The 23,502-nt window shown below is 62.1% G+C and carries 23 protein-coding genes; 13 read left to right on the top strand and 10 right to left on the bottom strand.

The features are described from left to right. Nucleotides 1–48 precede the first annotated feature (48 nt). The gene (locus tag BB347_RS13570) at nucleotides 49–1,344 is read right to left on the bottom strand and encodes a tyrosine-type recombinase/integrase (RefSeq protein ID WP_083687796.1); all 1,296 of its coding nucleotides are present in this window, start codon (nucleotides 1,342–1,344) and stop codon (nucleotides 49–51) included. Nucleotides 1,345–1,687: 343 nt separating this feature from the next. Then, complete coding sequence (locus BB347_RS13565; protein WP_076583122.1) at nucleotides 1,688–2,605, bottom strand: alpha/beta fold hydrolase; 918 nt, start codon at nucleotides 2,603–2,605, stop codon at nucleotides 1,688–1,690. A gap of 293 nt (nucleotides 2,606–2,898) precedes the next feature. On the opposite strand from BB347_RS13565, the gene BB347_RS13560 reads away from it, so the two are divergent. Next, complete coding sequence (locus BB347_RS13560) at nucleotides 2,899–3,198, top strand: DUF7130 family rubredoxin-like protein (protein ID WP_076583120.1); 300 nt, start codon at nucleotides 2,899–2,901, stop codon at nucleotides 3,196–3,198. Between the two features lie 61 nt (nucleotides 3,199–3,259). Then, nucleotides 3,260–4,165: a ketopantoate reductase family protein gene (locus BB347_RS13555; protein ID WP_076583119.1), complete on the top strand. Its 906-nt coding sequence runs from the start codon at nucleotides 3,260–3,262 to the stop codon at nucleotides 4,163–4,165. 225 nt (nucleotides 4,166–4,390) lie between these two features. Here BB347_RS13555 and BB347_RS13550 read toward each other — a convergent pair whose 3' ends face one another. Both BB347_RS13550 and BB347_RS13545 read right to left on the bottom strand, forming a co-directional pair. Next, nucleotides 4,391–4,753, bottom strand: coding sequence for a NifU family protein (locus tag BB347_RS13550; RefSeq protein WP_076583117.1), 363 nt, complete (start codon nucleotides 4,751–4,753; stop codon nucleotides 4,391–4,393). Nucleotides 4,754–4,852: 99 nt separating this feature from the next. After that, entirely contained in the window at nucleotides 4,853–5,185 is a 333-nt protein-coding gene (locus BB347_RS13545; RefSeq protein ID WP_076583116.1) for a DUF5783 family protein, read from the bottom strand. Between the two features lie 158 nt (nucleotides 5,186–5,343). Here BB347_RS13545 and BB347_RS13540 point away from each other — a divergent pair, with 158 nt between their 5' ends. Further along, nucleotides 5,344–5,769: a hypothetical protein gene (locus BB347_RS13540; RefSeq protein WP_338141502.1), complete on the top strand. Its 426-nt coding sequence runs from the start codon at nucleotides 5,344–5,346 to the stop codon at nucleotides 5,767–5,769. 799 nt (nucleotides 5,770–6,568) lie between these two features. Continuing rightward, nucleotides 6,569–7,336, top strand: a complete 768-nt coding sequence (locus tag BB347_RS13535; protein ID WP_076583112.1) for a PHP-associated domain-containing protein — start codon at nucleotides 6,569–6,571, stop codon at nucleotides 7,334–7,336. Between the two features lie 9 nt (nucleotides 7,337–7,345). Here the strand turns inward: BB347_RS13535 and BB347_RS13530 are convergent, their stop codons facing one another. The 5 genes from BB347_RS13530 to hemC all read right to left on the bottom strand — a co-directional run bounded on the left by BB347_RS13530 (nucleotide 7,346) and on the right by hemC (nucleotide 12,223). Next, nucleotides 7,346–8,896 carry a DHHA1 domain-containing protein gene (locus tag BB347_RS13530; protein WP_076583110.1) on the bottom strand — a complete coding sequence of 517 codons (1,551 nt, stop codon included), beginning with the start codon at nucleotides 8,894–8,896 and terminating at the stop codon, nucleotides 7,346–7,348. 108 nt (nucleotides 8,897–9,004) lie between these two features. After that, nucleotides 9,005–9,364: a hypothetical protein gene (locus BB347_RS13525; RefSeq protein ID WP_076583108.1), complete on the bottom strand. Its 360-nt coding sequence runs from the start codon at nucleotides 9,362–9,364 to the stop codon at nucleotides 9,005–9,007. A gap of 109 nt (nucleotides 9,365–9,473) precedes the next feature. Continuing rightward, nucleotides 9,474–10,211 carry a uroporphyrinogen-III synthase gene (locus BB347_RS13520; protein WP_170872018.1) on the bottom strand — a complete coding sequence of 246 codons (738 nt, stop codon included), beginning with the start codon at nucleotides 10,209–10,211 and terminating at the stop codon, nucleotides 9,474–9,476. Between the two features lie 12 nt (nucleotides 10,212–10,223). Next, the gene (gene cobA / locus BB347_RS13515; RefSeq protein ID WP_076583104.1) at nucleotides 10,224–11,075 is read right to left on the bottom strand and encodes a uroporphyrinogen-III C-methyltransferase; all 852 of its coding nucleotides are present in this window, start codon (nucleotides 11,073–11,075) and stop codon (nucleotides 10,224–10,226) included. 14 nt (nucleotides 11,076–11,089) lie between these two features. Beyond that, nucleotides 11,090–12,223 (bottom strand): hydroxymethylbilane synthase, encoded by a 1,134-nt coding sequence (hemC, locus tag BB347_RS13510; RefSeq protein WP_076583102.1) that lies wholly within the window; start codon nucleotides 12,221–12,223, stop codon nucleotides 11,090–11,092. Nucleotides 12,224–12,459: 236 nt separating this feature from the next. Between hemC and BB347_RS13505 the strand changes: the two genes are divergently transcribed. The 6 genes from BB347_RS13505 (at nucleotide 12,460) to BB347_RS13480 (ending at nucleotide 15,386) form a co-directional block, all read left to right on the top strand. Then, entirely contained in the window at nucleotides 12,460–12,825 is a 366-nt protein-coding gene (locus BB347_RS13505; protein WP_076583100.1) for a group I truncated hemoglobin, read from the top strand. 49 nt (nucleotides 12,826–12,874) lie between these two features. Continuing rightward, the gene (pheA, locus tag BB347_RS13500) at nucleotides 12,875–13,687 is read left to right on the top strand and encodes a prephenate dehydratase (protein WP_076583098.1); all 813 of its coding nucleotides are present in this window, start codon (nucleotides 12,875–12,877) and stop codon (nucleotides 13,685–13,687) included. Between the two features lie 96 nt (nucleotides 13,688–13,783). Beyond that, nucleotides 13,784–14,053: a type II toxin-antitoxin system HicB family antitoxin gene (locus tag BB347_RS13495; protein ID WP_076583096.1), complete on the top strand. Its 270-nt coding sequence runs from the start codon at nucleotides 13,784–13,786 to the stop codon at nucleotides 14,051–14,053. 2 nt (nucleotides 14,054–14,055) lie between these two features. Next, the gene (locus tag BB347_RS13490) at nucleotides 14,056–14,307 is read left to right on the top strand and encodes a type II toxin-antitoxin system HicA family toxin (protein ID WP_076583095.1); all 252 of its coding nucleotides are present in this window, start codon (nucleotides 14,056–14,058) and stop codon (nucleotides 14,305–14,307) included. A gap of 76 nt (nucleotides 14,308–14,383) precedes the next feature. Then, nucleotides 14,384–14,842 carry a peroxiredoxin gene (locus tag BB347_RS13485; protein WP_076583094.1) on the top strand — a complete coding sequence of 153 codons (459 nt, stop codon included), beginning with the start codon at nucleotides 14,384–14,386 and terminating at the stop codon, nucleotides 14,840–14,842. Nucleotides 14,843–14,963: 121 nt separating this feature from the next. Next, nucleotides 14,964–15,386 carry an Hsp20/alpha crystallin family protein gene (locus tag BB347_RS13480; RefSeq protein ID WP_076583093.1) on the top strand — a complete coding sequence of 141 codons (423 nt, stop codon included), beginning with the start codon at nucleotides 14,964–14,966 and terminating at the stop codon, nucleotides 15,384–15,386. Between the two features lie 132 nt (nucleotides 15,387–15,518). On the opposite strand, the gene BB347_RS13475 is transcribed toward BB347_RS13480, so the two are convergent. Further along, nucleotides 15,519–16,928, bottom strand: a complete 1,410-nt coding sequence (locus tag BB347_RS13475) for an alpha/beta hydrolase domain-containing protein (RefSeq protein WP_076583091.1) — start codon at nucleotides 16,926–16,928, stop codon at nucleotides 15,519–15,521. Between the two features lie 366 nt (nucleotides 16,929–17,294). Here BB347_RS13475 and leuS point away from each other — a divergent pair, with 366 nt between their 5' ends. The 3 genes from leuS to BB347_RS13460 all read left to right on the top strand — a co-directional run bounded on the left by leuS (nucleotide 17,295) and on the right by BB347_RS13460 (nucleotide 23,387). Then, nucleotides 17,295–19,946: a leucine--tRNA ligase gene (gene leuS / locus BB347_RS13470; RefSeq protein ID WP_076583090.1), complete on the top strand. Its 2,652-nt coding sequence runs from the start codon at nucleotides 17,295–17,297 to the stop codon at nucleotides 19,944–19,946. Nucleotides 19,947–20,346: 400 nt separating this feature from the next. Then, entirely contained in the window at nucleotides 20,347–22,605 is a 2,259-nt protein-coding gene (locus tag BB347_RS13465) for a methyl-accepting chemotaxis protein (protein WP_076583089.1), read from the top strand. After that, nucleotides 22,602–23,387 carry a bacteriorhodopsin gene (locus BB347_RS13460; protein WP_076583088.1) on the top strand — a complete coding sequence of 262 codons (786 nt, stop codon included), beginning with the start codon at nucleotides 22,602–22,604 and terminating at the stop codon, nucleotides 23,385–23,387. The genes BB347_RS13465 and BB347_RS13460 overlap by 4 nt, the downstream gene beginning before the upstream one ends. Nucleotides 23,388–23,502 lie beyond the last annotated feature (115 nt).

Raw genomic sequence — 23,502 nt, 5'->3', positions numbered from 1 at the left:
GTATCTCGAGCGAATTATCTCCTTTGCTATCAGTTCAGCACACCCTTCTCATTCCTGTAGTTTCTCGAGGAGGGCGGCTTTTACCTCGGGATTCTCGAGAAGTTCATCAAGCTGGTCGAGTTCGTCTAGAGTCTCATCGTCACCGGGTTCGGTTTCAGCATAGGAGCGTTTCATATCCCCGCCTATCTGTTCTTGGGTCTGTTGTGCATCGGGTGTATAGACGGTCCCGCAATTCGAGCAGGCTTTGGCGCTTGGCTCGAGTGGATTGTTACACACGCGGCACACGTCGGGAGTGAACGACGATTGTTCTTCGGGTTCACGAATCCCGAAGGCTTCTTCCGCGCGTTGTACGTGGTCGTCACCGGATAGGTGTGCGTATGTGCTTTCCATGACGGTCGAATCAGCGTCATGGCCGATTAGGTACTTGATCGTATCGTCAGGAATATCGTAGTCCCGTTTTGCGACAGTCACGAAATTGTGTCGCATTGCGTGGGGGTGCATCGGCTTGGTGATGTCGGTCTCTTTCTTAATGTTCTCCATTACTTTCCGAATCGTCTCTCCACTAACGGGCGTTGTTGGGTCAGGTCTCGAGTATCCAGGGCGGGCGGTAATCAGGTAGTGTTCAGGGTCGGATGCATCGGGGTGGTAGTTATTGATCCAATCCTGAACCGTCGCCTTTGCAGCGAGAAGTGGTCTATTCCCGTTCCGTTCGGCCGCCCCCTTCAATCCATCAACTTCGGGGTTGAGTCTGAACGTTCCTTCTTGCGGATCTACGTCCTTGATTCGAAGCGTCCGCAAGGCTTCGCGGCGTTGGCCGGTGTAGATTAGGAGGTCGTAAATCAGCAAGTCGCGGGGATTATCAATTGCGTCCCGCGCTTCATGAATCTCCTCTTTCGTGAGCATATCGTTGGGATCGACCGACGTTTCTTCTTTGTCGAATAGCGGAATATCGTTCGGGTCTACCTCAAAGTCATGGTATTGGTAGAACCGACGGACTGCAGCTTGATACGCCCGAAGCGTCCCCTTCTTGAGACCTTTATCCTGAACGTGGGGGTGCTTGCCGGAGTGCATATCTTGTACGTCGCGGTTAATGCCGTCGGCCGTCGCTTCGGTTAGGTCTCGGTATTGGGAAAACACAATCAGCCGATAGAGCCACGCCATGAGTGTTTGCGGCGTTCGGTGACTCTCCCCCTTGGGTTTCGTCACCATGACGTTATTCTCGTCGTAGGCGTTCAGCAATTCGCGGATAGCGTCACCCGTCTTTTCGTCTATCTTTCCGTCCTTGACTAGCTTCTCAAACCGATCCCTGCGAGCCTGTAGTTTCTCGCGTGGACTGTTCCCCATACCAGATACTCAGGCTACTAGATAATAGTAGTTCGGAATTCCACAGAGGTCGTGACGCAGTTCGACAAGAACAAACAGTCGGGAATTGAGGACTTCATGTAGCGAACCACACGGTAGCTTCTCCATCGCAGTAAACGATAGCGTGATATCGCCGTTTACTTTACAGAACTAGCAAATAGATAGGGTCAGACGAGTCCGAGTGCTGGAAATAACAACGCAATGTTCCCAGCGACTAGTTTCTCTTTAGTCTAGTTTTACTGACCCCCGTCGGCCACAAACGACCTGAGCAACTCGAGACGCTAATTAGAGAATCACACGCCCATCACTCGCCACGTTGGGTCTTTTACTCTCCCGTTCGAGTCACTCCCGGAATCCCAGCTTTCGGATACGCCTCCGCCGAATCACGTAATTCCGCTCGAGTCTCCGAGAGCCACCGCATCAAGCGTTCGTTGAACGCCTCGGGTCGCTCTCGAGGTGCCCAGTGACCGCAGTCGTCGACGATCTCGAGCGTCGCGTTCGGGATCCGATCCGCCGCTCTGACCGACCATTCGGGGGGCACGAGCGGATCTTCTTTCCCGTGGACGAGCAGCGTCGGGACGGAAAGCGACTCGAGGTCGTCGACGTAGTTCGTCTCGACGCGTCCATCGAATGCGAGTTCGTTTCGCTGAAACGCGGTAAACGCTTGCATCGATCCGGGCTCTCTCAGCTTCGTTCGCACGTCTTCGACGAACGGTTCGGGGAGTTCGCCGGCGTCGGCAACGAGATTGTCGAGGACCAGTCGTGCCGTACCCGGCGTGACTCCCGCGGCAAATTTTCCGAATTCGGTCATACCGGGCACCTGTGACTGGAGTTTCCAGGACAAAGCGGACGGCAACTTCTCACCGAGGCCGTAGCTGTCGACGAGCGCCAACCGGTCGACTCGGTCGGGGTGCTCGAGGGCGTAGCCTAGCGCGACACCACCACCCATCGAAATGCCGGCGAGCGATACCACTTCGCCGGGGATCGTTTCGACGAACCCCTCGAGTACGTCGACGTAGGACTCGGTCGTGTGTGTCACGTCCCCCGTGCTCTCCCCGTATCCCGGCCAGTCCGGTGCGTAGACGCGATGGGTTTCGGCGAGAGCGTCGATCGCGTGACGCCACGATATACTCGCGTCGTCGACTCCGGCACCGTGACAGAGCACGATCGGGGGGCCACTCGTCCCGGCCCGTCGGTAGGAGAGTCGACACCCACGAACGGTAGCGACGCCGGTTCCCGTCATCGTGTTGCTGTGTCGGCCGAGAGCGATTCGAGAGCCTGAACGACGTACGACGGCTCGTCGAGTCGAACTGTAGTAAGTGATGGAGGGCGCATGTCCAGCAGTTGGGCTGGCCACTTGTGGCTGTTTCTATCGACGACTCGTTCGCGAGCCATTCCCGGACGACACGATTGCATATCGCATATAGCGGTTTACCAACCCGTTCCATCGTTACACACGACACTCACGAAAACGTGTCCTACAGCCTGCCTGAACACCGTATCGCCTTTATTACCTCCCTCGGCATGAGGGCACACATGGCCATAGAACGCGACCGCCCAGACCTCGGGTTCGGAACGGCGGTCTACACCGACGACGGAGAGAAAATCGGCCACATCCGTGGCTTCGACGAAGACGGCTTCTACGTCACGCTGCGCGACGGTTTCGAGGGAATGAGTGTCGAACACGTCCGTTCGGGCCACGAATTCGGCGAGGCCCACCTGATGTGGCGGTGTCTCGAGTGCGGTGAGATGGGCCCACTCGACACGGACTTTCCCGACACGTGCCCCTCCTGTGGAACCGGTCGGGAAGACCTCTACTACTGGACCGAAGACTGACGCGGTAGCACTCCGACGCGAAGACGCAAATCGTTTTTATCGTACTCGCAGTGGTTGTCCCATGAACATCGTCGTTTTCGGAGCCGGGAGTGTGGGGAGCCTCGTCGGGGGGCTTCTCGCGCGCGAACGATCGAACGACGTCACGCTCGTCGGCCGAGACCCCCATATCAGTGCGATTCAACGCTCGGGACTCGAGATCCGAGGCGAACTCGAGGCATCGACGACTCCGGCTGCAACCACCGACGGCCGACACCTCGAAGGTGACCTCGCGATCGTGACGGTCAAATCGTTCGACACGGTCGCTGCCGCCCGCACACTCGCGACGGGCTCGTTCGACGCCGTCCTGTCGTTGCAAAACGGACTGGGGAACGAAGCGACGATCGAAACACACCTCGAGTGTCCAGTTCTCGCTGGAACGGCCTCTTACGGGGCGATTCTGGTCGAACCGGGTCTCGTCGAGTGTACTGGTATCGGGGAGGTCGTTCTCGGCGCTCGAGACGGGGGGAAATCACGGCGTGCAGACGAAGTCGGGGCACTGTTCGATTCGGCCGGTCTCGAAACGACGGTCGACGAGGAGATGCCCTGTCGCCTCTGGGAGAAACTCGCCGTCAACACCGGTATCAACCCCGTGACGGCACTAACGCGAACTGACAATGCAGCGGTGCTCGAGGACGAGGCTCGTCCTCTCGCGCGTGGGGTTGTTCGTGAAACTGCACGCACCGCTCGAGCCAGTGGTATTTCGCTCTCGAATCGTGAGGCGCTGACTGCACTGGAATCGGTCGCGAGTGACACCGCTGCGAACACGTCTTCGATGCACCAGGACGTCCTCGCTGGCCAACGCACCGAAATAGATTCGCTCAACGGCTATGTCGTCGATCAATCCGCCAAAGTTGGTGTGGAAACTCCGATGAACCACTCCCTCACGTCCCTCGTTCGAACGTGGGAACGAGGAAAGGGTCTTCGCTAACGCGGCCTCTAAACTATATTACGATATATAGAATCGATTCTCAGTCGCTCCTATCGAACTTCTTCGTGATGGTTGCTGTGGCTTGTCGGGACGAACAGGCTCACGGTCACTGTCGTCGAATTACGGTCACTGCGTTCGAGTAATTGCAGTTTCAGTGCGCACGCGTGACTACGCGAGCGAGAATCGATCTACAGCGAAACGTGTTCGAGAATCAGAGGTGAACGATTAAAACGGTGCTTCGGGACCTTCGTCTGCTTCGCCGTCGTCGACGGTTTCACCGGGGAACGATGGGCTCATTCCACCCATGTCGTCTTCGTCGCCACCTTCCATACCGGTGTGGGCGTTGACCTGCTCGATCTCGGGAATCTCTTTGACCATTCGGCTCTTGATCGCCTGAATCGTCATCGGCGAGATACCACAGCCACTGCAGGCACCGCCGAGGGCAATCGTGACCTCACCGCTCTCGCGGTCGAGATCCTGAATCGCTGCACTGCCGCCGTGCATCTGAATCTGTGGGAAGTTCCGACGCAGGAAGTTCGCGACGCGGTCCTCGAGGTCGTCCCCGTCGTTTTGGGTCTCGGTACTCATACGCCACGGTTGGGTACGAGTGCCCCTAAACCTTCCGTCATCTCTGTTCGTTAAACGACACGTTTTCCGGTCGTCGATCCGTATTGGTCCCTGAGGTCCTTACTGGAGACCGAAGACGCGCTCCAATTCGGTTTCGATCTCCTCGACGTGTCGCTCGAGAAGTTGGTCGAATCGTTCTTTTTCGACGACGACCCCTGAGAGGCGATCGTGGGGTTGATCTGGAAGTTCGATACGGAACGTGCTCTCGTAGTCATCGTCGTCGCCGACGTAGAACGGTTCGCTCTCGTTGAGCACCTGTTGGTCGATCGCGTGGACCAGTTCCGAGTCGTAGCGATCGTTCATTCGATTGAATGCGTTCTTGTACGCTTGCTGGAGCTCGGGGAAATAATTCGCGTACTTGTCTTCGAACTTCTCGGGATCGAAATCGGCCATACTCGTTCTGAGGGGTGGCGAAGACAAAAGTCGGACGATCGGTGTTGCCTGCTTGCTCCAGGTCGTTCATCGGTTGTACCGACTCTCTCGTCGAGTCACTCGGTTAGCAGCCGAACGTGATACCTACACTGATTCGGATAAGCCCCCCTATACGGACGATGCGTACGCAAGCGGAACCAACACTCGCGCGACCACCATCACAACTCGATATGCTCCCCGATCACCCACCAATCCCGCGTGAAGCCTTGCCGCCGGGATGGGGGTTGACGTCGTTCTGTGACGACGAAGTGATCTACCGTCACAGAAACCCTCTCATCGACCTCGTCGCAGAGTCTACGTCGGCGGATCGTTCCCATCCCAGATTGGGGTTGTGCCGATGCTGGGCACTTCGGTACCGGTACGAACTCGGCGAACAGTTCGTCGTCGAACCGATCGGTCGCGTTGCGACTCGTCGGGCTGCCGTCGACGGGATTCTCGAGTGTATGGAACTCATCAACGCGTCGATCGACGATATCGCCGATCCGGTAGCACTGCACGACCTGCTCTCTCGAGTTCGCCTTTCGGACGGCGTTCCGGAGCTATAGGCGCTCTCCAGTGACGCTACTGTGTCCGTGGCGATTCGACACTCTCGAATTTTGTATCGCAGTATATGATTTACTAGGTCATATCGAGTAACTTCGAAACGAACGGGCCAGTAAGTGTGGACTTTCTACTGATCACGTTCGAAGCCAACAGCCTGCGTCGACGGACGGTTCGACTGGCTTTGGTGACTACTCGTGTCCTGTTCGTCCACCTGCGATGAGGGCGGTCAGTTCTGGGATCTCTCTTGGCCAAATGCGCGTTCCATCGTTGCTGGTCCCTCGATGTATCTGTTCACCACTGGTTCGAGTCCGCTCTCGTCCGGGTCGTGTTGTATGGTGTGTACAAATCGTTTCTTGACCGGGTTCTCGAACTCGAGTACTAAACCGGAGGGTGGGTCTCTCGAGGCGCGGAGTACGATTCGCTCGGCTGAAGACCGACCTCCGAGACGCGAATTGTCCCTTCTCAGAGTTGTGACTCGAGTGTCCCTTCTCAGAGTTGTGACTCGAGTGTCCCTTCTCAGAGTTGTGACTCGAGTGTCCCGTACTCGTCGTCGAGTTCTGCGACAGATCGGGCCAGGTGGAATGACCGGTTTCGAAACCGGAATCGCCGCTATCAGCAGTTACAGGCCGCCAGTAGAAGGTGTTGTACGTTCTCCGTAGGGTGAGTTGGAACGCCCGATCTCCGGGTAATAAACCCTATATCGGGATATGGAATGCTCTACCTCGCCACACCGCGGCGCTCAACAGAGTGCTTATACGCTCGTCCGTGAATGGGTGTTTCACGAAGTCCCCTAGTGGTCCCATGACAACGTTGCTCCCCTTCGCTATCGACTTTCACGTCCACTCGGACGATTCCTACGACGGTCACGAACCGATCGAACTCATCCTCGAGCACGCGGCCGACATCGGGCTCGACGGGGTCGTTATCACCGACCACGACGAAATCACCGAGTCGCTCCGGGCCGCCGAAATTGCGCCCGAATACGGGCTGATCGGCATTCCCGGCGTCGAAGTCTCGACTCGCCACGGTCACCTGTTGGCGATCGGTGTCGAAGAACGGCCGGACCCCGGCCAGCCGTTCATGGAAACCGTCGAGGCCGTGCGTGCGGCGGGCGGTATCGCGATCGTTCCCCACCCGTTTCAACGCAGTCGCCACGGCGTTCGCAAGCGTCACATCGAGGATGCCGACGCGATCGAGACGTACAACTCGATGGTCTTTACCGGTTACCGAAACCGCCGCGCGCGGACGTTCGCTCGCCGTCGCGGTTATCCGGAGATCGGAGCGAGCGACGCCCACTATCTACCGAACGTCGGGAAGGCCTACACCGAAATCATCGTTGCCTCCGACGACAATTCGGCGACGAAAGCCGACATCGACGGCGACGCCCTCGTCGACGCCATTCTCGAGGGCCGAACCCAGATTCGGGGCAAACGCACGCCGATCCACAAAAGTACGATCCAGTACACCAAGGGTGCGATACGGAAGTCGTCGTATCTAGTGACCAAGCGAACGCCGCTTATCCCGACGATTCCGTCGTCGATGGATCGATCCGAACCCCGTCGGAGCTAATCGCTCGGTTCAGGCGAGTTGTTCGCCGACGATTTCGTCGGCCCGCTCGAGAAATTCCGCCTCCTCTCCTTTCGGTACCGTCGCGCCGGCAGCGACGTCGTGTCCGCCGCCGTCGCCGCCGACCGCTCGAGCGGCCTCGCCGACGACGACCGAGAGGTCGAGTCCCTGCCGGACGAGCGCGTGCGTGCCGCGAGCCGAGACTTTCAGTTCGCCCCCGTCGGTCTCCGTCGCGGCTTCGCCGGTTTGGTCCGCGGACTGGGCGTCCGCGCTGTTTTCGGCGGATCGTGGATCCGCGCTCTTTTCCGCAAACGCGAGAATCGGTTTCGAACGGCTGATTCCCTGATTCCCCATCGCCATGCCGGCGACGATGCCGACGATGGTCTCGCGAATCTCGTCGCCCGCGTCGAACCACTGGAGGTTCTCCTCGTGGGTGACGCCCTTCTCGGTGACCAGGTCGATGCCGTTCGAGAGATTTCGGCGGTGATCCCGTAGGAGTTTCCGTGCCCGCTCGAGTGCTCCGTCTCGGTCGCCGAGGCAGACGCCGAGGCCGACGTCGGCGCGTTCGTAGCGAGCGGTCGCGTTGAGCAGCGTCGAGAACTCGCTGGCGTCGCGGAGTTCGGTACCGACGGGTTCCTCGGGCAGGACGTACGCCGTCCCGACGAGTTGGTCGATCTTCGAGGCTGGAACGCCCTTCGAGACGGCGCGCTGGACGAGCGCGCTGGCGATGGTCTGCTTTTCGTCGCCCGAGAGGCCGGACCATCGTCGCCACTCGCCGTCACGTTTCAACTCGAGGTCGAGTCCGTCCAAAAATCGCAGTGCGCCGCGCTCGCTGTTCGAGATACCAGGAATCTGTACGTCGGTCGCGTACTCGAGGAGCTTCGGCAGGGGACGCGTCTGTTTGCCGTAGAGCGCGAGGTCGGTTCCGGTCTCGAGGACGCCGGCGTCGACGCCCTCCTCGACGATCTTCGCGTTCGCGCCGTGGAGTTCGCCGCCCGAGGCCTGCATATCGCCGACGGCGCCGACGACGGCAAGCGCGGCGAGGTCTCGATTGTCCGTCCGCGGAGTCGTCGCGGGGTCGTCGGCCGGTTTCGTGCCACCGTCGGTCGCGGCTGTCGACGAGACATCGGCGAGCGCCCGCGCGAGGACATAACTGGCACCCGCGCCCGAAAGCTCCGAGGCCCCGTTGATCCCGAAGAGGAGCGGGTTGAGGTGGTACTCCGTGTCGCGATCCGCGGGCTGGTGGTGGTCCGCGATGACGGGCGTGAACGCGCCGTCGTCTTCGTGCTCGCCGATGTCGTCGAGTTGCCCGCTGCCGAAGTCGGTGAACAGGACGGTGTCGTACTCGGTCGCAGCGATTCGGGCGATCGCCGCCTCGTCGAGTTGCTTCTCGAAGACAGTCTCGAATTGGATCTCGGCGCGCTCGAGCGCCTGTGCGGCGACCGCGGCGCTGGTCAATCCGTCTGCGTCGATGTGCGAGGCGAGGAGGACGCGGTCGGCCTCGAGCAGTCGGTTTGCACACGCGACGGCTCGGTCCTCGAGTGCTGGCACCGGCCCGGTCATCGGTTCATCGCTCGATACTGGGGCGCCATCCGGGATAAACCTCTGGCCTCGAGAGTGGGGGCAGAGTGCGAGGCTGGGGACGAGAACGGGTCGTCTCGAACGGGAGACTCACACGCCGAGAAACTCCGGTAACGGCTCGTGGAACACCAGGAGGAGGACGTTGTTCGTGACGAAGAAAATATAAAGGAGGACGACGAGCCCCACGAATTTGATGTCCAACGGATCGGAGAGGATGTGTCCGATGAAAACGACGAGCGCGGCGTAGCAGGCGGCTGCGAGAACGACGCCTGGCAGACCAAAGACGTGATAAAAGTAGACAGTCACGGGATTCAATTCGGTTGCGTGCGGAACGACGAAAAACAGCGTTGCGGCGATGGTGTCCATCGCCCAGAGGACGAAAAACGTGATACGAAGCCCGACAGAGTTCGGCGGATCTGGGGCTCGCTTACGAAATGAGCCTACTTCCATGCACGCTACAAAATGCGGGTCTCTCGCGTGTAGCTATTGACCTTGCCAACTCTGGTTTGCAATGCTCTCACACGCTCGAGTGAGCCAATTCGCGTGGTCTACGAGACGTTCAACGATCGCTGACGGCCGCAACTGTCTCCCGGGCGAGCGCGTCGAACATCGCGTCGTCGGGGATCACGTCGGCGTCGATTCCCAGCGATCGAGCGGTCTCGGCCGTCGGCTCGCCGATGACGCCGACGGTCGCGTCAGCGAGTCCTGCAAGTGCGTCCTCGCGAATGCCGCGTTCGGCTGCGGCCTCGAGGAAGTGCTCGACGGTCAGCGACGAGGTGAAACACGCGGCGTCGAGTGCTCCGTTGGCGGCCAGTTCGGCCGATTCGCCGCTTCCTTCGGGCCGGACCAGTCGGTAGAGGATCGTCTCGTGAACGTACGCGCCGGCGCCTTCGAACCCCTCGAGCAGGACGGGGCTGCCGTGATCGCTGCGAGCGACCTCGATACGAGCGCCGTCGATGTCGTCGGCTAACTCGGCGACGAGACCGCTCGAGGTGTACTCCTCGGGGACGACGTCGACTGCGTACCCCTCCGCACGGAGCGCGTCGGCCGTCGCGGGACCGATCGCACAGACGGTCTGTGCGCCGGGGTCCCAGCCCGCCTGCGAGACGAGTTCCGCGCCGGTCTTGCTCGTGAGGACGACGTACTCCGCGTCGGTTCGTGGGGTCGCGTCGGTCGCCTTGACGGCGAGCATCGGATCTGCCACCGGGTCGGCTCCGAGGTCCTCGAGCAGGGAGACGGCGTCCGCGAGGCGCTCGTCGTCGGGACGGAAGACGGCGATGGTGGGTGTTTCGCGCATCGTTTGGCTCACTCAGGTATCCTCGCTCTCGACGCCGTACTCGTTTTGGAGCAATTCGACGACCGACTCGCGGGTGCCGGCGACGTCGCCGATGACCGTCACGGCGGGCGGCGAAATGTCGTGCTCGTCACGAACGTCGACGATGGTCTCGAGCGTCCCGGTTGCGACCCGCTGGCCGGGCCAGGTTCCCCGTTCGACGAGGGCAACGGGCGTCTCGGGGGCCATTCCGGCCTCGAGGAGTTCGGTCGTGTAGTCCGGCAGTCGACCGACGCCCATCAGGACGACGATGGTGCCGCCCGTCGCGGCGAGCGCCTCCCAGTCGACCGACGACTCGTCCTTCGTCGGGTCCTCGTGTCCGGTGACGAACGAGACTGAGGAGGCGTGATCGCGGTGGGTAACCGGAACGCCGGCGACGGCGGGGGCGGCGATGGCCGACGTGACGGCGGGGACGACCTCGAACGGCACGTCGTGGGCCGCGAGGTACTCCGCCTCTTCGCCGCCGCGGCCGAAGACGAACGAGTCGCCGCCTTTGAGTCGAACGACGCGCTTACCGTCGCGGGCGAGTTCGACCAGTCGCTCGTTGATTTCGGGCTGGGACGTTCGCTCGCCGCCGGCGCGCTTGCCGACGTCTTCGCGTCTGTCCTCGGGGAGCATCTCGATGATTTCCGGGCCCGGGAGCTTGTCGTGAAGAACCACGTCGGCCGTCTCGAGCAGCCGTTTGGCCTTGACGGTCAACAGCTCCGGGTCGCCGGGGCCGCTGCCGACGAGGGAGACGGTACCGGTCTCGAGGTCGGCGCCGGAGGTGGAGTCGGCCTCCGAGGCGGCGGCCGCGTCGGATTCGGCGTCGGGGGACTGATCTGACATGTCCGTGTGTCCCCTCACTTCCCCTCCGGCTTATCTTGCTCGGAGACAGGTCCGTCGCCGCCGTTCTCGCTGGCTTGTTCGATCAACGCAGCAGCGCCGCGGTCGGCGAGATCCTGCGCGAACTCGCGAGCAGCCACGGCGTGGTTATCGACGGGGAGGTCTCGGCTGGCGACGACCGACTCCTCGCCGTCGCGGTCGGAGACGCTGACGCTGGTGTGGACGTACTCACCCTGCACGACGGCGTAGATGCCGATCGGGGCGATACAGCCGCCGCCGAGTTCGGCAAGAATCGTTCGCTCGACCGTCGTCTCGACGCGACTGCGCGGGTGGTCGATCGCCGATTGGACGTCTCGAGCGGTTTCGCCGTCGATCGCGGTCACCGCGAGCGCACCCTGGCCCGGCGCGGGGACGAACGTATTCGTCGAGAGCGAGTGCGTATCGACGTGGCGAGCGAGGCCGCTTCGTTCGAGGCCCGCTTCCGCGAGTACGATTGCGTCGTACTCAGTTTCGACCTCGCGGCCGAGGGCCTGTTTCTCGAGTTCGGAGAGGCCGTCGAACCAGTCGTCGACGTTCTGGTCGAACTCGGGCTCGAAATCTTCGTCTCCGGTGTTCCCCTTTCGTTCCTTGTCCGCCTCGGAGCGGTCCTGATGTTCCGCCTGCAGCGTGGGCGCGAGCAGTTTCTCGAGTCGCGTGTCGACATTCCCGCGTAGCGGTTCGACCGTGAGGTCGGGTCGCTCGGAGAGCAGTTGCGCGCGACGCCGAAGGCTCGAGGTGCCGACGGTTGCGCCGTCTGGGAGTTCCTCGAGCGTCGATCCGTCGGGGGTCACGAGGAGGTCTCCCGGGCGGCCGCGTTCGGGGACGGCAGCCGTGACGAGTTCTTCGGGCTGTTCGGTCGGCATGTCCTTCATCGAGTGGATCGCGCCGTCGAGGTCGCCCTCGAGGACGCGTTCGTCGAGTTCGCGAACGAACGCGCCGGTCTTTCCCAGCCGATGGATCAGTTCGTCCCTGATCTGATCGCCCGTCGTCTCGACGGAGACGAGTTCGACCTCGTAGCGTCGATTCTCGAGGGCCTCTTTCACCAGTGAGGCCTGTCGCCGAGCGAGTGCGGACCCCCGTGTCGCCAGTCGTAGCGTCCCGCGCGTTCTCATGGCTATGGGTCATCGCCTCGGGTATGAAAAGCGCACGCTTGACGCCCGCTAACTGGTCGTGTGGCTTATGCTGTTCGTCGGATACGTTCGAACGATCGGTCGAACCCACCGTTCGCCGCTGGAGGGGGTGCTCGAGGTGGGTTCACGAATCTCCGTCGAGATATATGTTGTGTCACTTCCAACTTCGTTAGACGTCGATGGAGACTTATAGCGCATCTGTTCGTAGTCGCACGTAGATGAGCGAAACACTGTACGAGCGACTCGGCGGTCAGGAGGCGATCGGAGCCGTCGTCGAGCGGTTCTACGAACGCGTGCTGGCAGACGAACAGGTGGCCCACTACTTCGACGACGTGGACATGCAGAAACAACGCGCCCACCAGACCCAGTTCATCAGCGCCGTTGCCGGTGGTCCCGTCGACTACTCCGGCGAAGACATGGAGACGGCACACGAGGACCTCGGAATTACGACGGCCGATTTCAACGCGATCGCCGCTCACCTCGAGGCGACGCTCGAGGCGTTCGAGGTCGACGCCGACGACCGAGACGCCGTCCTCGCTGCAGTCGGTGAGTACGAAGACGACATCGTCACTGTCACGGCTTGACAGGGCAGACCCGACGGTCTTTTGATCCCATCCCTGCTATCGTCACCCAATGGTCGCAGTTACGTTGGGTCCCGAAGGAACCTACTCGCATCGTGCGGCGACGGCCGTCGCGAACGGCGACGAGATCGACTTTCGCCAGTCGGTGACGGCCATCGTCGACGCCGTCGCCGGCGGCGAGTACGACCGCGGCGTCATCCCGATCGAGAACAGCATCGAGGGCAGCGTCACGGAGAGCCTCGACGCCCTCTCGGAGTACGACGTTGCCGTCGTCCGCGAGGTCGTTACCCCGATCAAACACGCGTTGCTCGCTCAATCCGACGAGTTCGACACCGTGGCCAGCCACTCGCAGGCGCTCGCGCAGTGTCGATCCTACCTCGAGCGAGAACACCCCGACGCCACCTTGGAGGCCGTCGCGAGCACCGCACAGGGCGTCGAATTCGCCCGTGACGACGCCTCGATCGCCGGCATCGGCCACCCCGACAACGGCGGCGATGGCCTCGAGGTCCTCGCCGAAGACATCCAGGATCAAGATTCGAATGCGACGCGGTTCTTCGCACTCGCACCGGCCGAGGAGCGCTCGAAAGGCGGCGGCAAGAGTTCGCTCGTCGTCTATCCCAACGCGAACTACCCCGGATTGCTACTCGAACTCCTCGAGCCATTCGCCGACCGCGACATCAACATGACGCGCGTCGAGTCCCGCCCCAGCGGCCAGCGACTGGGCGATTACGTCTTCCACATCGACATCGAAGCGGGCCTGTACGAGGCCCGGACGACGGAAGCGATCGAGGAACTCGAGGGATTGACCGAGAAGGGCTGGGTGCGGCGACTGGGATCGTACGATACGGAACACGTGGTCGGGTAGTATACGCCAGTACCGGTTCGGCGATGGATCTCTGGCCGCGTTTGCTCTCGGGTGAGCCAAACACTTATGAGAATTCTCCAACAATTTACACCTATCATGGCCAGTTCCACGAGTGATGGTGGTGTCTATGACGATGAGATCCGACTCTGGCGCGAGGAGGACGTGTGGATTGCGACCGATGTTACGACTGGCGTCACGACACAGGGCTCGTCTCGGACCGCTGCACTCGAAAACCTCGACGAGGCAGTTGCACTCCATACTGGAGAGCGCGGAACCGAGCCATCTGCGGAGGAACTCCGTGAACTCGGCATCGACCCAGCAGCAAATACGACTGGTGACACCGAACCACCGGATATCCTCAAGTAGGAATGGGGCGGCGCACGTTTTCCGGATTCGAGATCGTCAAAGTATTAGTCAACGTTGGCGGATTTGAATGGCGTCGCACAACCGGTGATCACGCCCAGTTATACTACGAACACCCGTCAAACCCGGACGACCGGCGACAGGTAACTGTCCCGTTGCATGAAGAACTCCGTACGGGAACACTTCGAAATATCGCAGACAGCGCAGGTGCACACGACTTTGATGCGTTTTGTACGTGGATCGACGTCCACTCGTAGTACTATCTCTGGCTATCGTGATCAACTGACACCGCACCACAAACGACTTTTCTCCCCCCTGCGGGAGTATACACGTATGCCACTCGAGGACGGAGCCGACGCGCCGACCGTGACCGCACAGAACCAGGACGCAGCGGAGGTAACCCTCGAGTTCGAGGACCCCACCGTCGTCTACTTCTATCCGAAAGACGACACGCCCGGCTGTACGGTCGAGGCAAACCAGTTCCAGCGCGAGCGCGAGAGCTACGAGGACGCCGGCGTCGACGTCTACGGCGTCTCGGTCGACGACGTCGACTCCCACGAAGCCTTCTGCGAGCAGGAGGGCCTCGAGTTCGACCTGTTGGCCGACCCCGACGCCGAGATCGCCGAGGCGTTCGACGTGGCGTTGCGCGACAGCGGCGTGACGACGCGGACGACGTTCGTCCTCGCCGACGGCGAGGTGAAGTCGGTCTACGAGAACGTCGACCCCGACGGCCACGCGCGGGACGTCCTGTTCGACGCGCTCGAGGACGGACTCGTGACGCTTCCAGAGTAGCTCTCGTCTCTTCGCTCGAAATTGACCAACCCGAGGCGACGGACGGGCCGTCGACTCGAGGTCGTGTTCTGACCTTCCGTCGCGGGCAGAATTTATCCTGCTCGAACCCGTAGGTTCGCGTATGCGAGGAAATCCGTTCGACGAAATCGAGGAGATGCTCGACCGCGTCAGCAAACAGGTCGAATCGGGGATGACCAGCGGCGGGTTGCAGGTCCCGGGTTCCGTTCCGGCCGATGTCGTCGATACCGGCGAGGAGTACCTCGTGACGGCCGATCTGCCCGGCTACGACACGGACGATATCGAACTGACGCTCTCGGAGGGAACGCTTCGCCTCGAGGCCGACCGGGAGGAGGAATCTGAGGCGTCCGTCGACGGACGGTTCCTTCGCCGCGAACGGACGCGAACGTCCGCGAGTCGGCGCATCCGCCTGCCGGAGCCCGTCGAAGAAGACGAGGTCTCGGCCGGCTTCGAAAACGGCGTGCTGACCGTTCGACTCCCGAAAGTGACCGGCACCGAGACCTCGAAAGAGATCGACATCGAGTAATCGAGAGAGGTCCGCGTCCAGCGATCGGCCTCGAGCGACAGAGCGATCGACCTCCAGCGACAGAGCGATCGATGTCGACTTCGAGCAACCTGAGACCTCGAGTCACGACGACGAGTCTTCGGGCGTCCCGACTCAGTCGTGGCCGACAGGTGAGTCCTTTGCGCGGCGCATGAGGTCGGCCGCGTCCGCCGGAAGCAGATAGCCGTTCTCGACGGCTTCGTCGGTTGCTGTCGCCATTTTTGTCAGGTACTTATGAGGCGTCGGATACAGCTTCGAGAGCGTCTGCTCGTCGAATCGGTGCGTTTGGCCGAACAGTTCGCAGCTCATCGCGTCGTACTCCGCGACGGGGACGTCGATCGGCGGCAGGCGAACGCCACCCTTGGCGTTACCGTACTCGTCGCGGGCAACGCCGTCGTCCGCCCGCTGGATTTTGGGCGTCCTCGTCGGTTTCTCGCCGGTCTTTACCCACTCGTTTAGGTGCTCGAGGGCCGACCGGTAGGCGTAGCGCATCGGGAAGTAGTTGTACTCGCACTCGCCGTAGACGCCGTCCTCGAGTTCGCCGTACTGGCCCGCGATGGCTGGCTCCCACGGGATCGCTTCGCCCTCGAGGTCCCGGGCGAGGGCGATCTCGACGTATGCCGAGAGCCAGCGATTGACGTGCGAAGCGCCGGCAACTTCCCAGAGCCGGAACTGTCCCTCGTCGGGCCGTTGCTTTGTGTCGGCCTCGTCCTCGGAGTTCAGCCACAAGACGGGGGCGACGTCGTCGCGCACCGGCTGCTCGTCGATGATCGTGCCGGCCGTTGCGGGCAGGAAGCCGTCGATCAGGCCGAGGTGTTCCTGGACCGCGTTGATATACGAGTGGAGAAAGCCCGCGGACTGGGAGACGCCCGTCGCCAGCACGCGCTTCGGCTCGAGGCCGGCCATCGGATCCGGATCCCCCTTTCGGCGCTTCGAGTCGCCCCGCAGCGTCCGGATCGCCTGCGAAAAGATGTCAAAGGCGTAGTCGTCGCCCGGATGGTGGAGATCGCCGTAGCGCTCGGGGTCCCACGTCACAAGGTCCATCTCCTCGGCGGAGTCCTGTACGCCGACCTCCTGTGCCGAGATCATTGCGACCGCATAGCCCTCGCGCATCAGGTAGTCGTCGGCGTTGATCCAGGTGACGGGAACGTCGACCTGCGTCGAGACGTTCGGCCAGTCGGCCAGTAGCGTGCCGTTGAACGTCGAGCGGTGGGCCGGCCGCCAGACGACGATCCGGGTCGTGTACGACGCGTCGTCTCGCTTCCCACCAGAAAGCGACTCGAGGCTGTGAGCACGGCCGGAGATGAAATATTCCTCCTCGACGTAGCCGTACTTCGACAGATTGGGAACGGCCGATAGCTGTGGCTCGCCGGTTGCACTCCCCCCGGTGATCGGACCGTCGACTTTCGGTGCTGGTCTCTTCGGTTCCCTCTCGCCTGCACCTGATTTTGGTTCGTCGCGGGAGCCCGCACTTCCGGTTCCAGCCGCGAGTGAAGTCGCCGAAAGTGCGCCCAGCGTCCCCAAGACGTGTCGTCGGGTCGACGAATCGACGGCTGTTCCGTCCGCCGCTGTGAGGGTTGTCCGTTTCTCATCTGGACAGGACTGGCACCCGTTTAATTCCACACCTCTTGAATTTTTACCATCATCTGACATGGTAGGTAGGAACCGAACAGGCGCGTGAACATGGTGATTGTCCTGTTCCTCAGATTAAGAGTTCGAGGGACAGATTTTTGTCAAAAACAAATCATTTTGTGACAGTCTCGACTCGAGTAAGGATGGTGGAATGGTACCGGGTCGTCGGATTTCACGAATTTCGAGCGGTCGCGACCTGCTGTGTCGATAGTGGTATGGAAAGCTATAGGGCGACGACGCCCGGACACGCATACAAGAATGAGCGACGCGGGATACGACCACGCGGCGGTCGAACGACGCTGGCAGGAGGCGTGGGACGACGAAGACGCCTATCGGACGCCGGACGACGTCGAGGATCCAACGTACGTCCTCGGCATGTACCCGTATCCGTCGGGTAAACTCCACATGGGCCACGTCAGAAATTACACGATTACGGACGCCTACGCTCGATACCGGCGGATGCAGGGCGAGGAAGTCCTCCACCCGATGGGCTGGGACGCCTTCGGCCTCCCCGCAGAGAACGCGGCCAAAGAGCGCGACACCAACCCCCGCGACTGGACGTTCGACTGTATCGACACGATGCGCGAGCAGATGAACGCGATGGGCTTTGGCTACGACTGGGAGCGCGAAATCGCGACCTGCACGCCCGAGTACTACCAGTGGAACCAGTGGCTCTTCTCCCGGTTCCACGACGAAGGACTCGTCGAGCGTCGCGACGCCGAGGTCAACTGGTGTCCCCACTGTGAAACCGTGCTGGCCGACGAACAGGTCGAAGGCGAGGCCGAACTCTGCTGGCGCTGTGACACACCCGTCGAGCAACGCGAACTCGAGCAGTGGTTCCTCCAAATTACCAAGTACGCCGACGAGTTGTTGGAAGCGATCGACGACCTGGAGGGGTGGCCGAACTCGGTTCGCCAGATGCAACGCAACTGGATCGGCCGCCAGTACGGCACGGAACTGGATTTCGATATTTCGGGCCACGGATCGGTGACGGCCTTCACCACCCGCGTCGACACCATCCACGGTGCGACTTTCTTCGCGCTCGCACCGGACCACCCGATCAGCGAGGCAGTCGCAGCCGAAGACGATGACGTTCGCCACTTCATCGAGGAGAAGGCCGACCCCGAGGGCGACGAGCCAAACGGCGTCGCGACCGACCTGACGGCGACCAACCCCGCAACGGGCGAGGAAATTCCCGTCTACGTCGCAGATTTCGTCCTCTCTGACGTCGGAACGGGCGCGCTGATGGCCGTTCCGGGCCACGACGAGCGCGACCACGCCTTTGCCCAGAAGATGGACGAGGAGATCGTCCCCGTCATCGCACCCGAACCCGAAGCGGGCGAGGAGCCGGTGATTCCAGACGTCAGCGAGGAGGCGTTCACCGACGACGGCGTCCTCGTAAACTCCGGGGAGTACGACGGCCTCGAGAGCGAAACGGCTCGAGAGCGACTCACCGCGGACATCGAGAGCGCCGAGGAAGCGACTCAGTACCAGCTACGCGACTGGGGGATCTCCCGCCAGCGCTACTGGGGGACGCCGATTCCGGTCATCCATTGTCACGACGACTGCGGGGCCGTGATGGTTCCCGACGAGGACCTGCCGGTCGAGTTACCGGAGTTCATCAACACCACCGGAAATCCGCTGGACGCGGCCGATGAGTGGAAGCAGACGACCTGTCCGGACTGTGGCGGCGAGGCAACTCGCGAAACGGACACGATGGATACCTTCGTCGACTCCTCGTGGTACCCGCTGCGGTTCGTCTCGCCGGACCTCGAGGACGCGCCGTTCGACCTCGAGCAGGCGAACGACTGGCTGCCGGTCGATCAGTACGTCGGCGGCATCGAACACGCCGTGATGCACCTGCTGTACTCGCGTTTCTTTACGAAGGTGCTCGCCGATCACGAGGGCTTAGCGCACCGCGAACCCTTCACGAACCTGCTGGCACAGGGGATGGTCCAACTCGAGGGTGAGAAGATGTCCAAGTCGAAGGGCAACGTCGTCTCGCCCCAGCGGATCGTCGAGGAGTACGGCGCTGACACGGCCCGGCTGTTCATGATGCAGGCCGCCCAGCCCGAACGCGACTTCGACTGGAGCGAGGAGGGCGTTCGATCGACGTACGCCTACCTGAGCCGCCTGACGGAGATGGTCGCCGACATCACAGCGGACGAACCCGACGGCGAGGACGACGCCGTCGCGAGTTACGTCCGAGCCGAAATCGACGCGACCGTCGCCATCGCGAGCGCGGAGTACGACGAACTGACGTTCAACCGAGCGCTCCGGGAGACCCAGGACTTGACGCGAACGCTCCGCCAGTACGCCGCCCACACCGATCCACACGCTGAGACGTACCGCCGGGGCCTGTCGGTCGTCGTCCGTCTGCTCGCGCCCGTCGCTCCCCACCTCGCCGAGGAGCTGTGGGAGGAACTGGGCCAAGACGGACTCGTCGTCGACGCCGAGTGGCCGGCCGCCGAAATCGATCGCGAGCGCGTCACGAAGCGCCGACAGTTGGTCCAGAACACGCGCGAGGACATCCGCGACATCGTCGACGTGGCCGGAATCGAGGACCCCGAGGCGATCGAGGTCGTCGTCGCCCCCGAGTGGAAGTACGACGCCCTCGAGATCGCGATCGAGAGCGACGCCGACAACCTGATCGGCGAACTGATGCAGGAGTCACACATCCGCGAGCAGGGCGACGCCGCCGCGAGCTACGGACAGGACCTGCAGGCCGAACGCGAGGCACTCTCGACGACGCTCGACTCCGAGGCCGAACACGCCGCCCTCGAGTCGGCCGCGTGGCTGATCGAACGCGAGTTCGACGCGCCGGTATCCGTCGTTCACGCTGTGGAGGTCCCAGAGAGCGTCCACAAAAACGCCGAACCGGGCCGACCAGCGATCGAAATCGAGGATTGAACGGGTTTCCCCCCGATCTCAATCGGTGCGTCACTGGCCGTCCTCTCTGTCTTCTCGAGACCCGTCATCCCGGCCATCGCGAATAAACAGATTTCAACGAAATCCACGTGAATTTTCGACTCGGCTACATGTATATCGGGTTCCCAACTGAGCCGTAGACTCCGGCGACGACGCGTCCCGTCTCCGACCGGCGGTCGACTATCTTCGACGGAGAGGTATTCTCGAGTTCTATTTCTGGATACGTGCCGGTAGTTTCTCTCTCTTATTGGGACTAGCTACTCGCGAACGCGACTCTCGATGTAGTCGTCGTTTACGATAATCGATACATTAACTTATCGTGACTGTCCAGTACAGATGATACGTTTCCGTATCGGGTTGATCGATACGGCCACGGACCACTATGGCACTCGAGGATTACACCCCAGACCGGCTCAGACGATCGTACAGTGTGAAAATCGGCGTGATATTCGTCGCGGTAGCCGTGTTGACGATTTTCGTCTCCGCGCTCTTTTTCGCCCACGCGTCGGGCGCAGTCGGGGCGACGGCCGAGCAGCAGTTCAGCGACCACGCCGAGGATCGAAGCGACGTCGCGGCCGAGTGGCTCGAGACGAACGCCGCGACGGCCGACGGTCTCGCTGCGGATACGAGCGTCGACGACGGTGATACTGACGCGATAGACGACCGCTTTGCCGAGGTGCAAGCCGATCGTGACGACCGGATCACCGAATTACATTATCTCGACGGCGACGGCGAGGTCCTCGCCAGCAGTGCGAGCGACGCGACCGGCGAGGATTTCGCCATTAGCGTCGACGGCGAAACGGACGGGCCGACCGCGCCACACGACTCGCTCTCGGGTGACGGGGACGTCCTCTCACACGTTGTGAGTGCCCCCGCGGACGAGGGTGAGGACCGGTACGTCGCCCTCTCGGCACCGGCGAGCGGCCTCGAGTCCGTGATCGAACCGAACGACGACTACCGAACGGTCGTCACCGACAATGAGGGCGAGGCGCTCCTCGCAGCCGGCACCGAAGCCGACGTGGGTGACGAGGCCGTACTCGCCGCTCTCTCGGGTGACGACGCCGATATCGCCACCGGAACGCCCGACGACGCGACTCAGGAGTACGCCGGCACGACGGCGGCTATCACAGACGGTGAGACGCCCCTTCAGCTCACGACCTACGGCGCTGAAGCGGACGTCTTCGGCGCGCACAACGTCGCGACGGCGAGCGTTGCGACGCTCGCGTTCGTCTTCGTCATCAACCTCGGCTTCGTCGGCATCGTCCTCGGCGGCAACCTCTCGCTGAAACTCCGCCGCCTCGCGGACAAGGCCGAACAGATGGGTGATGGCAACCTCACAGTCGACCTCGAGACGAACCGGGTCGACGAGGTCGGCAGTCTCTACGACTCCTTTGGCACGATGCGTGACGACCTCGACACGACGATGGCAGACCTCGAGGACGAACGCGAACGCGCACGCGAGGCCCAGCGCCAGACGGCGCGGCGAAACCGCGAACTCGAGGCCGAAGCCCAGCGCTTTGGCGACGTGATGTCCGCGTGCGCTGGCGGGGACCTTCAGCAGCGACTCGACCCCGAAACGGACCACGAAGCGATGGTCGAGATCGCCGACTCGTTCAACGAGATGATTACGGATCTCGAACGGGCGGTGGCCCAGGTCGAGCGCATCTCCCAGGACGTCGCGCACACGAGCACCGAAGTTCAGACGAGTTCCGAGGAGATTAGCCGAGCCAGCGAGGAAGTCAGCGCGTCGATTCAGGAAATTTCGGACGGGTCCTCTGCGCAGGCTGAGGACCTCGAGACGGCGACGACGGAAGTCAAGGAGCTGTCGGCGACCGTCGAGGAGGTCGCCGCGGCGACGAGTACGATCGCAGACCAATCGAGTCAGGTCGACGATCTGGCGACGGACGGCCAGGTGGCGGCGACGGAACTCACCGACGAGATGCACGACGCCGGCGAGCGAACTGACACCGTCGCGTCGACGATTCACGACCTCGAGCGCGAGGCCGAACAGATTCAACAGGTCGTCGAACTGATCGACGACATCGCGGCGCAGACGAACATGCTGGCGTTGAACGCGGCGATCGAATCCGCTCGCTCGGGAAGCGCGTCGGGAGACGGCGAGGGATTCCAGGCCGTCGCGGACGAGGTCAAGGAACTCGCAGAGCAGACCCAGGAAGCAGTCGACGACGTCGAAGCAATGATCGAATCGGTACAACAGCGGGCGACGACCAGTGTCGAACAGATCGAGGCGACCGAGGAAACGATCGGCGCTGCAACCCATCAGGTCGAAACGCTCGCGGACAGCCTCGATCGGATCGCCTTGGAGATCGAACAGGTGACTGCGGGGGTCCAGGAGATCGATCAGGCGACGGACGAACAGGCGACGTCCACCGAGGAACTCGCGACGATCGTTCAAGACGTCGCGAGCGTCGCCGCGGAGACGACTTCACAGGCCCAGCAAGTCGCCGCCGCGGCCGAAGAGACGACGGCGACGATCACCGACGTCTCCGCAGAAGCGACTCGACTCGACGACCGAGCGATGGAACTCGCCGACGCCGTCGACCAGTTCAGCGTTTCTGCAGACGGGGGCGACGACGGTTCACACCTCGTCTTTTCGGACGCCGGAGGTGAGGACCGATGATTCCCGAACTCGAGATGTACCGAATCGGTGCGGCGATCACGGCGCTCGCGACGGTCGCGTTCCTCGTGTGGGTCGCCCGCAAGCCGGCGGGACTCCGTCGGTACTACCTGCCGGTGCCGATCATCTGTGGTACGCTCTCGCTCGCGTACCTCGGGATGTCACTCGAGTTGCTTCGGTTTACGACGCCCGATGGCGAGCCGGTCGCGTTGACGCGTTACGTCGAGTACTACGTCGCGACGCCGATCATGGTCGTCCTCGCCGGTATGATCGCCGGCGCGAGTCGGCGACAACTCATCACGCTCGTCGTTCTCGTGTTCGCGTGGATCAGCGTGACGATCGTCGGCGTCTTTCAGACGCCACCGGAGGCGCTGGTGCTGAACGGACTGACGGTCGTCGTACTCGGAGTGCTCATCTACACGCTCGTCTGGCCGGTAACGGCACGCTCGGGCGAGACGAGTGGCGAACGGGTGTTGCTCTACGGAAAGCTCCGGAACCTGTTGTTGTTACTCTGGATCGGCTACCTCGTGATCGGTGTCATCTCTCGGCAGGGAATTGGCTTGCTCGATGCCTTCGGCGGCATCTTCGTCGGTGCGTACCTCGACATCGCGACGCGGATCGGATTTGGCATCCTCGTCCTCCGGGCGACGGACGCGATGGTCGACCTGCGAGACGCCACAACGGGTGGGGACTCCGACGGCACCGACGTCACGTTCTCGGACTCGAGCGCGACGGACACCGAGATTGGCTCCGATACCGACCCCGACATCGAACCGGCCGACTGAGGCGGACAGCGGACCGAATCCGCTCGTTCGAATCGAGTGGTCGGATTCGGTCGCGTGTCTACTCGAACTCCGCCACAAGAACTGACAGGTGGCTGGCTTCTTTATGCTCGTTCGC

The organism is Natronorubrum daqingense (assembly GCF_001971705.1).
GTDB classification, from domain to species: Archaea; Halobacteriota; Halobacteria; order Halobacteriales; family Natrialbaceae; genus Natronorubrum; species Natronorubrum daqingense.
The sequence above is the reverse complement of the archived record's forward strand: the minus strand, read 5'-3'. Positions and strand labels throughout refer to the sequence as shown.